Below are 14978 nucleotides of genomic sequence, written 5' to 3'. Positions count from 1 at the left end.
TTAATAAAAATGCAATTCAATACAAAACTAATTCATGGTGGAATCAGTCAAGACAAGTCAACTGGTGCAGTTACAGTGCCCATTTATCAGACATCAACGTATGCACAAAAAGAACTCGGAGGAACACCTGAATATGAATATTCGCGAACAGGTAATCCTACTAGGAAAGCCGTAGAAAACTTAATTCGTGATCTAGAAAATGGAACTGCGGGTTTTGCTTTTGCATCTGGATCGGCTGCAATTCACACAATATTTACACTTTTCTCAGCAGGGGATCATATTATTGTAGGTAATGATGTTTATGGTGGGACCTTCAGATTAATTAATACAGTTTTGACAAGACTTGGTTTAACATTTACAACGGTCGATACACGCAATATTGCAGAGGTTAAAGCAGCAATTAAAGAGAATACAAAGGCAATTTATCTTGAAACGCCAACCAATCCTTTGATGCGGATTACTGATATTAAGAAGGTCTCGCAGCTAGTAAAGAAAAATGATTTACTAACAATTGTCGATAATACATTTGCAACACCTTATATTCAACGTCCATTAGATTTGGGAGCAGATATTGTTGTCCATAGTGCATCAAAATATTTAGGTGGACATAGTGATTTGGTTGCTGGTTTAGTGGTGGTCAATAGTCAGGATCTAGCAGAGCAGGTAGGTTACTTGCAAAATGCAATTGGTGGAATTTTAGGACCGCAGGATAGCTGGTTATTGCAGCGTGGGATTAAGACATTAGCAGTTAGAATGGACGCTCATCAGCGCAATACTGAAGCAATTTATCAATTTTTAAAAGAAGATCAGCGTGTTGCCAGAATTTATTATCCAGGTGATAAAACCTCTGCAGATTTTGCAGTAGTCAAGAACCAAATGAAGGGATTTGGCGGGATGCTTTCTTTTGAACTAAAAAAAGGACTTTCGGTCAAGAAATTTATTGAATCACTGCAATTAATCACACTTGCTGAGAGTCTTGGTTCAGTTGAAAGTTTGGTCGAGGTCCCAGCAATAATGACTCATGGTTCCATTCCAGAGAAAATTCGGCTGGAAAATGGAATTTCAAATGAGTTGATTCGTTTATCCGTAGGTATCGAACAAGCTGAAGATTTGTTAGTGGATCTAAAACAAGGTTTGGATGCTGCGACAAAATAAACAATTTTTGATATTGTTAGGAGTAATGATCTATGTTAGTATCAACTAAATAATTAATTTGGTTGTGGAGGAATTACCCATGTTATTGGAACAATTTGATGCTAATGAAGGAATAATTACTCCTTGGGAAAGTGATTTAGAAAAAACAGTAGAGTTTTTGCCCAAAACATTAATAATGCCATTTGATAAGAATATAAATCAACGGATATTTCAAGATTCAAACTATCAAAAGATAGGTATTCAACATAGTATTGTCCAAGATGCAGTAATTGGAAGTTATGAGTTTGGCATGCAAAAGTTTACCATTGCAGGTGCTGACTTGGGTGCGCCAGCTTTAATTGGCAGATTGGAAGAATTGATGTCTGGTGGAATCGAAAATGTGATTTTGTTTGGAACATGTGGCGTTTTGGACAAAAATATTGGCGCACATCAACTAATTATTCCAACTAGTGCAATCAGGGATGAAGGAACTAGCTTTCACTATGTACCTGCGAGTGATGAAATACAGATGAATCCAAACTCAGTCGCGAAATTGATAAAAATTCTTGATGAATTGAATGTTAGCTATACGACTGCTAAAACATGGACGACAGATGCTTTCTTCCGTGAAACACCAGAAAAAGCAAAAGAAAGAATTGCGATGGGCTGCTCAGTTGTTGATATGGAAGCTTCGGCTGTTGCTGCTTGGGCGCATTATCGGCACAAAAACGTTTATCAGTTTTTTTACACAGCAGATCATTTGAACATTGAAACGGGTGCTTGGGATAGAAGAAGCGATGAACGTGCACGGACCCCATCAGTTTATGACTTTTTTGAGTTGGCACTTGAGATTGGAAATAGGCTGAAATAATTAGTGTATTTACAAAAAGGAAGTTAGTAAAATTTCGATATATGGAATAAACAAAGAGAATAGGCTAGAACTTAATTTTTGAATTAATTCATTGTAAAGACTGCGACGAGACAATTTCTTAAGTCAGTCTTTTTTTTTTGCATAAAATATCCTTTTCTTTCATCTTTTTTTATTGCCAAATCTTCGCTATACTTTAGTTATAAGAAGGAGTGTTTTTAATGGATGCAAGACATTTATCACAGCGGCTTTTGCGAGTTGCTTCGTATGTTCCTAAGAATGCAAGACTGGCTGACATTGGATCTGACCATGCTTACTTGCCAGCATACCTAGGATTGAATAACCAACTTGCTTTTGGGATTGCCGGCGAAGTGGTTGAAGGACCATATCAAAATGCTGTTAATGAAATTAAAAAAGAAGGATTAACTAATTTAATTAAGGCTCGTCATGCTGATGGATTAGCAGTTATTAATAATGAAGATAGTATTGATGTGATCACAATCTGTGGAATGGGTGGACCCTTGATTAGCGAGATTCTTGAAAAGGGCAAGTTAAAATTGACCACTCATCCATTACTGATTCTACAGCCAAATGTTGGTGAAAAACAAGTTCGCAATTGGCTTTTAATTAATAATTATAGGATTATTGCGGAAGAGATTTTAGCAGAAGATCAGCATATCTATGAGATAATTACTGCTCAATATGATGAAGAATCATTTGAATTAACAACAGAGGATTTGGAATTTGGTCCCTTCTTAAGGCAACAAAAAAATACAGCTTTTATTACAAAATGGCAAGAAGAACTGAAAAAAATCAAGTATGTTCTCGAAGAAATGAAAAAAGCAAAAGAGTTTCCAAGCGAACAGGAACAAAAAATGCTAGCTAAAATTAGACGAATAGAAGGGATATTAGATGACTAGTGTCAGTGAAATAGTTGCACGTTTTGAACAATTTGCACCGCAAAGCTGGGCAGAAGAAGGAGATCCAGTGGGGCTTCAAATAGGTAGTATGCAGCAGAGTGTTCATAAATTAATGGTGACACTGGATGTGCGCCCAGAAGTCGTTACTGAAGCAGTTAAAAATAATGTTGATTTCATTTTTGCTCATCATCCAGCTCTTTTTCGACCAATAAAGAAATTTGACTTGACTAATCCACAAAATAAAATGTACGCAGAATTAATTAAACATAATATTACAGTTTATGCTGCACATACTAATCTTGATAATGCAAATGGTGGGATGAATGATTGGCTTGCTAGCTTACTTGACTTGCAAGATACTGAAATTCTTTTATCGCAACATGAGGACAGCCTATTTAAGCTGGCAGTTTTTGTACCCAAGAAATCTGCGGAAACTGTCAGAAATGCGTTAACAGATGCTGGTGCTGGCACGATTGGCGAGTATCAAGACTGTTCATATACGATTAGCGGAACAGGAAGATTTACACCACAAGCTGCATCCAATTCGACGATTGGTAATTTATTAGAACCAACAGAAGTTGCTGAGGACAAAATTGAAGTTGTCTTTCCTAAGAGAATTTGTTCTAAAATATTGAAAGTGATGAGAGTGGTGCATCCCTATGAGGAGCCTGTATTTGACTTATTTGCAGTTCAAGGAAACGGAACTAAGTATGGAATGGGCAGGATCGGTGATTTAAAAAGTTCAATGACAATCAGTGCATTTGCAGAATATTGCAAGACAAAATTTGATGTTTTGCATTTACGAGTCGTGACGGCAGATACAACACAAAAAGTCAAAAGAGTTGCAATTCTTGGTGGAAGCGGTGGTCAGTTCTACACAGATGCCTTGCGAAAAAAAGCCGATGTTTATATAACTGGTGATATTTCTTATCATACAGGACATGATATAATTGTAAGTGGGTTAACAGCAATCGACCCCGGACACCATATTGAGCAAATCTGCAAACCGCATTTGCAAAATTTGTTTGCGCAATGGAATAATGAATATGGATGGCAAATTAAAATAGTACAATCTGCGATAAATACGGATCCATTCATGTTTATATAAAAGGAGAAATTATTAATGGCAAAGTATGAAAAATTGGTTCCAAGATTTATAGAATATGTAAAAAAAGAAACTCGATCTGATGAGAATTCAACGACGATTCCATCAACAGCGACACAGGTAGAATTTGCAAGGAATATTGCAGAAGAGTTAAAGAAGATTGGTTTGGAGAATGTTAGAATTTCTGCTAGAGATGGCTATGTTTTTGCAACACTACCTGCTAATACGGATAATAAAAATGTAAAAAAGCTTGGATTTATTGCACATATGGATACTGCAGACTTCAATGCAAAAAATGTTTCTCCACAACTTCAAAAAGACTATGATGGTGAATCCGTAATCAAATTAGATGAGACTGGCACACTAACACTTGATCCTAAGGATTTCCCAAATTTGAAAAAATATAAAGGTCATGACTTAATTACAACCGATGGAAGTACATTGTTAGGTGCTGATGATAAGTCGGGTGTTGCAGAAATTATTACGGCAGTTGAATATCTAGCCAAACATCCAGAAATCAAGCATGGCGAGATTGAAGTTGGCATAGGACCTGACGAAGAAATTGGAACAGGAGCTGATCATTTTGATGTTGCAGGATTTGGTGCCGATATTGCTTATACAGTTGATGGTGGTCCATTAGGCGAGCTTGAATATGAAACATTTAATGCAGCTGGAGCAAAAATAAAGATTATTGGTAAAAATGTTCATCCAGCGACAGCTAAAAATGTAATGATTAATGCCTTGCAACTTGCAATTGACTTTCAAAATCAATTGCCTCAAGATGAAGTTCCTGAAAAAACTGAAGGACGGCAAGGATTCTTCCACCTACTACAGTTAGATGGAACAGTTGATGAAGCACAGATGTCATATATTATAAGAGATCATGACCGTTCAAAATTTGAGGCTAGGAAAGAACTATTCAAAGAAATAGTGGACAAAATGAACGCACAATTTGCTGAACCAAGACTTATTTTAGACCTAAAAGATCAATATTATAATATGCGTGAAGTAATTGAAAAAGATATGAATGTTGTTGGGCTAGCAAGAGTGGCTATGAATAACCTAGGCATCACACCTGTAATTTATCCTGTGCGTGGCGGAACTGATGGTTCTAAGATTTCATTTATGGGGTTGCCAACGCCTAATTTATTTGCGGGTGGCGAAAATATGCATTCACGCTTCGAATATGTTTCAGTACAAGTCATGGAAAAAGCAACTGATGTCCTTCTCGAAATTATTAAATTAACTAATGAGCAAAACAGTTAACACAAACCTATGTTCGTATTATAATAATAGAATAAAGGCGTGTTGTACAATGACACCCCAAAAAACAAACGCCGATTGGAGTATTTATTCAATCGGCGTTATTGTGAATAAAAAAATGAAATGGAGTGAAATTTATGCCAGAAGATCGGTTAACAAGTGCTGTCCAGTCAGCAGTTGCTGAGGCACAACAAGTAGCTATGACTAGACATCATCAAGAAATTGATATTCCAGAACTTTTCAAAGTAATTATCCAACCGGGTGAATTTGGAGCTGATCTTTTTCAGCGGTCTGGACTTGACGTGAGTTTGCTAGAAAAAGAGATTGATTTGGAGCTGGATAGAGTCTCAGTTGTTGAAGGTCAAGTTTCATATGGCCAAAATTTTAGTCAGAATCTAGCAAGATTATTGCAGGAAGCGGAACAATTAAGAAAAAAACAGGGTGACGAATATATTGCTTTGGACACAGTGATTTTAGCGCTCATGAAGCTTAAAAGTCATCCATTAAAGGTATATCTTGAAAGGCAAGGATTGACGGAGAAAAAATTAAAAGAAGTGGTCGATGACTTGCGGGGAGGAGAAAAAGTGACATCAAAGAATCAAGAAGAAAATTATAAGGCACTGGAAAAATATGGGATTGACCTTGTAAAACAAGTTAGAAGTGGGAAACAAGATCCTGTTATTGGGCGTGACGAAGAGATTAGGGATGTTGTCAGGATTTTATCACGTAAGACAAAAAATAATCCTGTATTAATTGGTGAACCTGGTGTTGGGAAGACGGCAATTATTGAAGGCTTAGCACAAAGAATTGTACGCAAGGATATTCCAGAAAATTTAAAAGATAAGAAGATTTTTTCCTTAGATATGGGGTCATTAATTGCGGGTGCAAAATATCGTGGTGAATTTGAAGAACGGCTTAAGGCAGTGCTAAAGGAAGTCACTAAAAGTGAAGGTCAGATTATTCTCTTTATTGATGAGATTCACAATATTGTTGGAGCAGGTAAGACTGAGGGAAGTATGGATGCTGGTAACTTGTTGAAACCGATGCTTGCACGGGGTGAACTGCACTTGATTGGAGCAACGACCTTAGATGAATATCGTGAATATATGGAAAAGGATAAGGCGCTTGAACGGCGATTCCAAAAAGTTTTAGTGCAAGAACCATCGGTCGAAGATACGATTTCAATTCTACGTGGATTACGTGAACGTTTTGAGATTCATCATGGTGTTAGAATTCATGATAATGCACTCGTGGCAGCTGCCACATTATCAAATCGTTATGTAACAGATCGTTATTTACCAGATAAGGCGATTGATTTGGTGGATGAAGCATGTGCAACTATTAGAGTTGAGATGAATTCAATGCCAACTGAACTTGATCAGGTCACACATCAATTGATGCGACAGGAAGTTGAGGAGGCTGCATTAAAGAAGGAATCAGATGTGGCATCTCAAAAAAGACTGACAGAATTACAAAGCGAATTAGCGGAAACACGTGAAAAAGCCAATACTTTAAAAATGCGCTGGGAAAATGAGAAAGAAGACATCCAAAAAGTTAGCAGCAAAAAGGCCAAATTAGACAAAGCAAAGCATGAGCTTGAAGAGGCTGAAAATAATTATGATCTAGAATTAGCAGCTAAGTTGCAGCATGCAACAATTCCACAAATTGAAAAAGAGTTGAAAGACTTAGAACAAGTTGAACGACCTGATAATTGGTTAGTTGAAGAATCAGTAACTGAAAATGAAATTGCACAAGTTGTCAGCAGAACCACAGGTATTCCTGTTGCAAAGTTAGTTCAAGGAGAGAGGGAAAAACTCTTGAATTTACCAACGGTTTTGCATAAACGTGTAATTGGGCAAGATGAAGCCGTGGATGCAGTTGCTAATGCGGTTATCCGCGCTCGTGCTGGTTTGCAAGATCCTGATCAGCCACTTGGAACCTTCATGTTTCTAGGGCCAACGGGTGTTGGGAAGACAGAACTTGCTAAAGCACTGGCAGAAAATTTATTCGATTCTGAGAAACACATGGTTAGAATTGACATGAGTGAATATATGGAAAAACAGTCAGTATCGCGGTTAATTGGTGCTGCCCCTGGATACATCGGCTACGAGGAAGGTGGGCAATTAACCGAGGCTGTCAGAAGAAATCCGTATACAATTATTTTATTGGATGAGGTTGAAAAAGCACATCCAGATGTATTCAATATTTTATTGCAGGTATTTGATGATGGACGCTTGACGGATGGTCAGGGAAGAACTGTTGATTTTAAGAATACTATTATAATCATGACTTCAAATCTAGGGTCGGATATTTTGCTGGATAATGCAGGTGATGGTAAAATCACAGCTGAAACAAAACAATTGGTAATGAAATTGGCACAGCAGCACTTTAAACCTGAGTTTTTGAATAGAATTGATGATGTTATAATGTTCGCACCGTTGAGTTTTGAAGCGATTGAAGAAATTGTGGCTAAGTTCATTGACTTGTTATCAAATCGACTTAGTGAGCAAGAAATCGAGCTTAAAATTAGTGATGAAGCTAAGCAGTGGATTACAAAAGAAGGCTATGATCCTGCCTATGGAGCAAGACCACTGCAAAGGTTTATCACAAATAATGTAGAAACACCACTTGCTAAAGAGATAATTGCTGGCAAAATTATGCCACACTCGCTAGTTACAATTACATTAGGTGCAGAACATAATTTGATTTTTGAGTCAGCTGGAATTACAGAATAAAAGCAACCTTAAAGAAATATTGTGCTCTACATGATCTGCATAAAAACAATAAAGGAATCAGATCAAAAGTTATACTTTGATCAGGTTCCTTTATTGTTTCTTTTGTTTATTTGGTTGGAGACTTTACAAAATAGTTTAGTCCATTTACCATGACTATTCCAACTACCATTGCAAAGAGTCCGCTAAATAGTGGTGAAAATGTGCCACCTGAAAGTGCAGCACTGATATATCCAATGACTTCACCATAGATGAAGCCCCAAAACAAAATTGTTAACTGTTTAGTCATCTAATCAACACCTCACAATATAAGTGTAGTTTAGCACAATTTTTGCAATTTGACACCCTAAAAAAGTCGAAGATGTTTTTTTAAAAGAGTATTGTTATAATATTAGACAAGATGATAAGGGGTTGAGTGATATATGAGTGGTGCAGCACTTCAAGTGATTAGCAGTTATAGTTTGTTGCAAAGTTCAATTCGAATAAAAGATATTGTCATAAATGCTAAATCAAAGGGTTATACGGCACTAGCCTTAACTGATATTAATGTTATGTACGGAGCTATTTCATTTTATGACACATGTCAGGCTGAGGGAATCAAACCACTTATAGGGATGACATTAGAGATATCCACTGAAAAAAAAGAGACATTGATTTTAATTGCAAAAAATGAAAATGGCTATCATAATTTGATTCAAATTTCGACTCAAAAACAATTATTACTCGCAAAAAATTCTACAGAATTCATAATCAGTGAAAATCCTGCTCTTTTTACAGATATAATTATAATAATTCCACCCGCTAACAGTTTTCTTACCAACAATTTATTAAATGGTAAGGATGAACTTGCAAAAAAAAATTTGCAGCAGATGGTAAATTTAGCAAAAGAAAACCTATATATAGGAATAAGTATAGAAACGTCTGACGCTTTGTATGGCAAAGTATTGCAATATGCAAATGAACTGAATGTTAAAGCTGTTGCTGTTGAATCGGTCAAATATTTGGAAAAGAACGGGTTGTTTGTTTGTAAGGTTATGGACGCAATTAAGCAGGGTAAACAGCTAGATAGCAAAGAATTGCAGCATGCAAATGATTTTGATGGGAATTCATGGCTAAAACCACTAAATGATATTAAACGGAATTATATGGAAAAAAAGCGAGTCGAGCCATTTAAAAATATGCTTTCGTTAATTAAACGAGCTACATTTGATTTTGTGCCAAGGAGAGTAATGCTTCCTAAATTTGAGACGCCACAAAATATTAATGCCAATAGTTACTTGAAAAAATTATGCAACAATGGAATGCAAATAAAGTTGCATGAACGAACAAATGATGTGAATGAAAAATATCTACAGAGAATGAATAAGGAACTAAATATTATTAAGAAGATGGGATTTGCTGACTATTTCTTGATTGTTTGGGATGTTACAAACTATGCTCATGAGCATGGAATACTTGTTGGTCCAGGTCGAGGTTCTGCTGCAGGTTCGCTGGTTTCATATCTTTTAGGGATTACAGATGTTGATCCAATCAAATATAATCTACTTTTTGAGCGCTTTTTGAATGAAGAACGGGCGCAAATGCCTGATATTGACTTGGATATTCCAGATAACCGGAGACAAGAAATCATTGAATATGTTAATAGAAAATATGGTGAAAACCATGTGGCACAAATAATTACTTTCGGGACATTTGGAGCAAAACAAGCTTTGCGTGATGCTGCACGAGTCATGGGTTTCTCGCAATTAGAAAGTAACAATTGGAGTCGTGTAATTCCTAGCCAAATTGGGATTACGTTGCCGGAAGCAGCAAAGAAATCTTCTCAGTTATATGATTTAATTAATAAAAGTGAACGTAATCATCTTTTATTTAAAACTGCATCATTACTAGAAGGTTTACCAAGACATTATTCTGTCCATGCTGCCGGAGTGATCTTGAGTGATACGGATCTGAGAAAAGTTGTGCCATTGCAAATGGGTAATGATGATGTTTTGCTGACACAGTATACCAAGGACGATGTTGAGCGTGTGGGACTGCTTAAAATTGATTTTCTAGGATTAAGAAACCTGACGATTTTAAATAATACATTGTCGGCAGTGAAGAGAAGCTTTGGTCAGGCTATTGATATTAATAAGATTTCGCTAAATGATGAAAAAACACTGGAACTATTTCAAAAAGCTGATACTAGTGGAGTATTTCAGTTTGAATCATCCGGTATTCGCAATGTTTTACGGAATCTTTATCCAACCACTTTTGAAGACATTGCCGCTGTAAATGCATTGTTCAGGCCTGGTCCTATGGAAAATATTACACATTTTATAGCACGTAAGCATGGCAAAGAAAAGATTATTTATCCAAATAATTCCTTGATTCCAATTTTGAAGAATACGTATGGAATATTAGTTTATCAAGAGCAAGTTATGCAGGCTGCTTCCATAATGGGTGGCTTTACTTTAGGTCAGGCTGATATATTGCGAAGAGCAATGAGCAAGAAGAAGGCTAGTGTGATTGAAGAACTGAAATCGAAATTTGTTAATGGTGCCACAAAACTGGGGTATTCTTCAAAAAATGCAGAACAAGTCTATGATTACATTGAACGCTTTGCTAATTATGGCTTTAACCGTTCACATGCTGTTGCCTACTCTAAAATAGCATTTCAGCTTGCATTTTTAAAAGTTCATTATGCGGCCCCCTTTTTTGCAGCAGTTCTGAATTCCGTTATCGGTGATGGGGTCAAGACAAGAGACTTTATAATTGAAGCAAAACAGCATCAATTGCAGATTGAAACGCCAGATATAAATAGAAGCAATTATTATACATTCTCTGGAAGAAAGAACTTGATTATCGGTTTAGGTAATATTAAGACTCTGCGTAGAGACTTTATTAAGGAAATCATTGAGGAACGCAAAAGCGCAGGTCATTATAGTTCATTTGACGATTTCATAAGAAGAATTAATCACAAGTACTTGAAAGAAGAACCGCTGAAAGCCTTGATATATTCTGGTACTTTTGATGTATTTTCTGTTAATCGAGCAACGTTGTTGGGTAATCTTAGTAAAAAGATGAGCAATGTGGAGCTAAGTGGTGCAAGCAGCGAATTGTTATCACTGCTTGCACCAAAACAAGAAGAATATGATGAACTTCCTTTAGCAGAGATTCTAGCTGGAGAACAAAAATATCTTGGAATTTTTCTTTCGGCTCATCCGGTGGAACAATTTACAGAAATTGCACAGCTGCATAATGTGGAGACAATCACAAATATCCACGAAAATCAGCAACAGAAAATTTTGTGTTTAATTAAGAAGATAAAAATAATCCGAACAAAAAATGGCGAGCAAATGGCTTTTTTGACGGTCGAGGATCAGACTGGTGAAATCGAGTTAACCCTTTTTCCAAACATTTTTGAAAAGATTAGTAATGATTTGCAGACAAATCAGGTTTATCTTGTTGCTGGAAAGAGTGAAAAACGTAATCAAAAAATACAGATTATTGTTTCAACGATGGTTGCAGCGGAAAAACTGAAAACAGAAATGAAAAGAAGATTATTTTTAAGGCTGGCCGCAAATGATTCAGACGTTATAAACAAGCAGCTTTTAAAAATATTACAGTTACACACAGGCTCAGTCCCAGTTGTTTTGTATGAAGAAAAACGAGCTGTGAAATGGGTTTTAGATGAAAAATACTGGGTAAACAGGTCGCAAGAACTGGAAGATCAGCTGGTAAATTTGATTGGTAGAAGCAATGTCGTCTTTCAAAATGAAAGCAAATGAAAATATCATGTGATAAATTGAATTTAATTTATAATTTTACAAGACATTCTCTTCTAAAAGTGATACTATAACCCTTGGAGAATGTGTTGTTCCATTATATTTACTTGAGGTGAAAAAAATGAAACGCATAGGTATTTTAACAAGTGGTGGAGATGCTTCTGGAATGAACGCTGCAATCCGTTCGATTACTCGTTCGGCCATTTCAGCAGGCTTGGAAGCTTATGGTATTAATTATGGTTTTGCGGGATTGGTTGCTGGAAATATCCGTCAATTAGATTCAAAGGATATGGATGGAGTCATTGACCGTGGTGGTACGATTTTGTACTCGGCTCGTTTTCCTGAGTTTGCAGAAGAAAAGACTCAGCTTAAGGGAATTGAGCAGCTTAAGAAGTTTGGAATTGATGCTTTAGTTGTAATTGGTGGAGACGGTTCTTACCATGGTGCTGAACGCCTTACACAGCATGGCTTCAATTCAATCGGAGTACCAGGAACTATTGACAACGATATACCAGGGACTGATTTTACTGTTGGCTTTGATACGGCGGTTAATGTTGCACTTGATGCACTTGACAGAATTAACGATACAGCTACTTCTCATCAGAGAACTTTTGTTGTCGAAGTTATGGGACGCGGAGCCGGAGATATCGCACTGTGGGCAGGAATTGCTGCCGATGCAGATGCAATCGTTGTTCCGGAGCGTGACCATGATGTTAAGAAAATTGCTGAACATCTTAAACGCAATTATGAAAATGGCAAAGATCATGGGTTGATAGTTTTAGCTGAAGGTGTTATGTCTGCGGCAGATTTTAAGAAACAACTTGACCAATATGGCAATTTTGACAGCCGTGCAATTACTTTGGGTCATATTCAGCGTGGTGGACGTCCAACCGCAAAAGATCGTGTTCTTGCAAGTATGTTTGGTGATTATGCTATTCGCCTGCTGCTTGAAGGAAAAGGCGGCTTAGCAATTGGTATTAGAGACAACAAATTGGTTGCAACTGATATCATCGATACTTTAGAGAACCATAAGCATATCACTGACGTATCATTACTTGATTTAAATGATCGTCTTCGTTTTTAATGCACTAATAACTTTGTAAAGAATTGACATTAAAGTCGTCTTTAAAAATTATTCAAAGGGGAGATTTTACTCATGAAGAAAACCAAGATCGTAAGTACACTTGGTCCAGCTAGTAATAGTTTGGAAACAATTGTTAAGTTAATCGAAGCAGGTGCCAACGTATTCCGCTTTAACTTTTCTCACGGTGATCATGAAGAACACTTAGGACGTATGAAGCTCGTTCATGAAGCAGAAAAGATTACAGGAAAAATGGTTGGTATCATGCTTGATACCAAGGGTGCTGAGATTCGGACAACTGTTCAAAAAGAAGGCAAAATTCATTATGAAATCGGCGATGAGGTTCGTATTTCAATGGATAGTTCTATCGAAGGAACTCGTGAGAAGATCGCAGTTACTTATCCTGGATTGATTGATGACGTTCATGTAGGTGGCCATGTATTATTTGATGATGGTTTAATTGATATGCAAGTCGAAAAAATCGATCAAGACAAAAAAGAATTAGTATGTAAAGTTTTGAACGCTGGTGTGTTAGGTTCACGTAAGGGTGTTAATGCTCCTGGCGTTTCAATCAATTTACCAGGTATCACTGAAAAAGATTCAGACGATATCCGTTTTGGTTTGGATAATGAAATTAACTTTATTGCAGCTAGTTTTGTTCGTAAACCAGCAGATGTTTTAGATATTCGTGAATTACTTGAAGAAAAGCATATGGAACATGTACAAATCTTCCCTAAGATTGAATCACAAGAAGGTATTGATAACTTTGATGAAATCATCAAGGTTTCTGATGGTTTGATGGTTGCTCGTGGTGATATGGGTGTTGAGATTCCTGTAGAAAATGTTCCGTTGGTTCAAAAGACATTGATTAAGAAATGTAATGCTCTTGGCAAACCAGTTATTACTGCAACACAAATGCTTGATTCAATGCAAGAAAATCCACGTCCTACACGTGCCGAAGCTTCTGATGTTGCTAATGCTGTTTTTGATGGTACTGATGCAACGATGCTTTCTGGCGAAAGTGCAAACGGGGACTATCCTGTTGAATCAGTTGCAACGATGGCAAGGATTGACATCAAAGCCGAGAATACTTTACGTGAACATCATACATTCTCAATTAATGATTTTGACAAAACAGATGTCACAGAAGCTGTTGGTCGTGCCGTTGCCGAAGCAGCTAACAATCTTGGAATCAAGACAATTGTTGCTGCTACAAAGTCAGGTCATACAGCACAAATGATTTCGAAGTATCGTCCAGATGCTGATATTTTAGCTGTGACATTTGATGATCGTACTCGCCGTGGCTTATCAATCAATTGGGGTGTTCATCCTGTTCTTGCAGAAACTCCTGCTTCAACTGATGATATGTTTGCTTTAGCAACAGAAAAAGCTAAAGAGGCTGGTTTTGCTAAAGAAGGCGACTTGATCTTGATTACTGCTGGTGTGCCAGTTGGAGAAAAAGGTACAACAAATGTTATGAAGATTCAATTAATCGGTTCAAAGCTTGTTGTAGGTCAAGGTGTTGGTGATGAAACAGTTATTGGAAAAGCTGTTGTAGCTGGTTCAGCTGCAGAGGCAAACAAAAATGCTGTTGAAGGTGGAATCTTAGTTACAAAAACAACTGACAAAGAGTATCTTCCTGCTATTGAAAAATCCAGTGCTTTAATCGTTGAAAACGGTGGATTGACATCACATGCTGCTGTTGTAGGTATCTCTATGGGAATTCCTGTAATTGTTGGCGCTGAAAATGCAACATCATTGATTTCGAATGGTGAAGTTGTAACGGTTGATTCACGTCGCGGAATTGTTTATCGTGGTGCTTCAAGCGCGCTTTAGGATATTGAAATTCAAACTTGAATCTTAATTAAGAGAAGTATGTGCAGTCAAAGTTACTTTTTCTGATTTTAGCACATAACTCAATAGGAAAGTTGTACCAAGAAAACTGTTGGTATGGCTTTTTTATTTTGTTGGAATAAAAGTATGCAGGTTTTCAGCAGAATGTGACTTTTGGAATGATTTTTGTTGTTGCTTTGTTGAGTAAATTTAGATATTAATTAGCAATTTATAATTGTTTCGGGTAAAATAGGTAGCGAATATATACTTTGGGG

10 protein-coding genes are annotated in these 14978 nt (G+C 36.8%); 9 read left to right on the top strand and 1 reads right to left on the bottom strand.

Annotation, left to right across the window (positions count from 1 at the left end; genetic code table 11):
* The first annotated feature begins 9 nt into the window (after positions 1-9).
* The 6 genes from ABF682_RS04695 (at position 10) to clpB (ending at position 8025) form a co-directional block, all read left to right on the top strand.
* Entirely contained in the window at positions 10-1155 is a 1146-nt protein-coding gene (locus ABF682_RS04695) for a trans-sulfuration enzyme family protein (RefSeq protein WP_289977050.1), read from the top strand.
* Positions 1156-1234: 79 nt separating this feature from the next.
* Positions 1235-2005 (top strand): nucleoside phosphorylase, encoded by a 771-nt coding sequence (locus ABF682_RS04690; RefSeq protein ID WP_415619142.1) that lies wholly within the window; start codon positions 1235-1237, stop codon positions 2003-2005.
* A 218-nt stretch (positions 2006-2223) separates the two neighbouring features.
* Entirely contained in the window at positions 2224-2922 is a 699-nt protein-coding gene (locus ABF682_RS04685) for a tRNA (adenine(22)-N(1))-methyltransferase (RefSeq protein WP_289977046.1), read from the top strand.
* Positions 2915-4030 (top strand): Nif3-like dinuclear metal center hexameric protein, encoded by a 1116-nt coding sequence (locus ABF682_RS04680; RefSeq protein WP_415619141.1) that lies wholly within the window; start codon positions 2915-2917, stop codon positions 4028-4030. Before ABF682_RS04685 ends, ABF682_RS04680 begins: the two co-directional genes overlap by 8 nt.
* A gap of 15 nt (positions 4031-4045) precedes the next feature.
* The gene (gene pepT / locus ABF682_RS04675; RefSeq protein ID WP_289977040.1) at positions 4046-5293 is read left to right on the top strand and encodes a peptidase T; all 1248 of its coding nucleotides are present in this window, start codon (positions 4046-4048) and stop codon (positions 5291-5293) included.
* A gap of 134 nt (positions 5294-5427) precedes the next feature.
* Positions 5428-8025 carry an ATP-dependent chaperone ClpB gene (gene clpB / locus ABF682_RS04670; protein ID WP_415619140.1) on the top strand — a complete coding sequence of 866 codons (2598 nt, stop codon included), beginning with the start codon at positions 5428-5430 and terminating at the stop codon, positions 8023-8025.
* A 106-nt stretch (positions 8026-8131) separates the two neighbouring features.
* On the opposite strand, the gene ABF682_RS04665 is transcribed toward clpB, so the two are convergent.
* A complete protein-coding gene (locus ABF682_RS04665; protein WP_289977037.1) occupies positions 8132-8311 on the bottom strand; it encodes a YjzD family protein in 180 nt (59 codons plus the stop codon).
* A 133-nt stretch (positions 8312-8444) separates the two neighbouring features.
* Between ABF682_RS04665 and dnaE the strand changes: the two genes are divergently transcribed.
* The 3 genes from dnaE to pyk all read left to right on the top strand — a co-directional run bounded on the left by dnaE (position 8445) and on the right by pyk (position 14706).
* The gene (dnaE, locus tag ABF682_RS04660; RefSeq protein ID WP_415619139.1) at positions 8445-11792 is read left to right on the top strand and encodes a DNA polymerase III subunit alpha; all 3348 of its coding nucleotides are present in this window, start codon (positions 8445-8447) and stop codon (positions 11790-11792) included.
* Positions 11793-11910: 118 nt separating this feature from the next.
* A complete protein-coding gene (gene pfkA, locus ABF682_RS04655) occupies positions 11911-12873 on the top strand; it encodes a 6-phosphofructokinase (protein WP_289977034.1) in 963 nt (320 codons plus the stop codon).
* Positions 12874-12945: 72 nt separating this feature from the next.
* A complete protein-coding gene (gene pyk / locus ABF682_RS04650; RefSeq protein WP_289977032.1) occupies positions 12946-14706 on the top strand; it encodes a pyruvate kinase in 1761 nt (586 codons plus the stop codon).
* Positions 14707-14978 lie beyond the last annotated feature (272 nt).

This window comes from Liquorilactobacillus sp. (assembly GCF_047719775.1).
Lineage (GTDB): Bacteria > Bacillota > Bacilli > Lactobacillales > Lactobacillaceae > Liquorilactobacillus.
This window is presented reverse-complemented; position numbering and strand designations above follow the sequence as displayed.

Coding starts and splice junctions, on each gene's coding strand:
- ABF682_RS04665 (WP_289977037.1), bottom strand. CDS start 8,311: ATGACTAAACAGTTAACAATTTTGTTTTGGGGCTTCATCTATGGTGAA.
- ABF682_RS04690 (WP_415619142.1), top strand. CDS start 1,235: ATGTTATTGGAACAATTTGATGCTAATGAAGGAATAATTACTCCTTGG.
- ABF682_RS04695 (WP_289977050.1), top strand. CDS start 10: ATGCAATTCAATACAAAACTAATTCATGGTGGAATCAGTCAAGACAAG.
- pfkA (WP_289977034.1), top strand. CDS start 11,911: ATGAAACGCATAGGTATTTTAACAAGTGGTGGAGATGCTTCTGGAATG.
- ABF682_RS04685 (WP_289977046.1), top strand. CDS start 2,224: ATGGATGCAAGACATTTATCACAGCGGCTTTTGCGAGTTGCTTCGTAT.
- dnaE (WP_415619139.1), top strand. CDS start 8,445: ATGAGTGGTGCAGCACTTCAAGTGATTAGCAGTTATAGTTTGTTGCAA.
- pyk (WP_289977032.1), top strand. CDS start 12,946: ATGAAGAAAACCAAGATCGTAAGTACACTTGGTCCAGCTAGTAATAGT.
- ABF682_RS04680 (WP_415619141.1), top strand. CDS start 2,915: ATGACTAGTGTCAGTGAAATAGTTGCACGTTTTGAACAATTTGCACCG.
- clpB (WP_415619140.1), top strand. CDS start 5,428: ATGCCAGAAGATCGGTTAACAAGTGCTGTCCAGTCAGCAGTTGCTGAG.
- pepT (WP_289977040.1), top strand. CDS start 4,046: ATGGCAAAGTATGAAAAATTGGTTCCAAGATTTATAGAATATGTAAAA.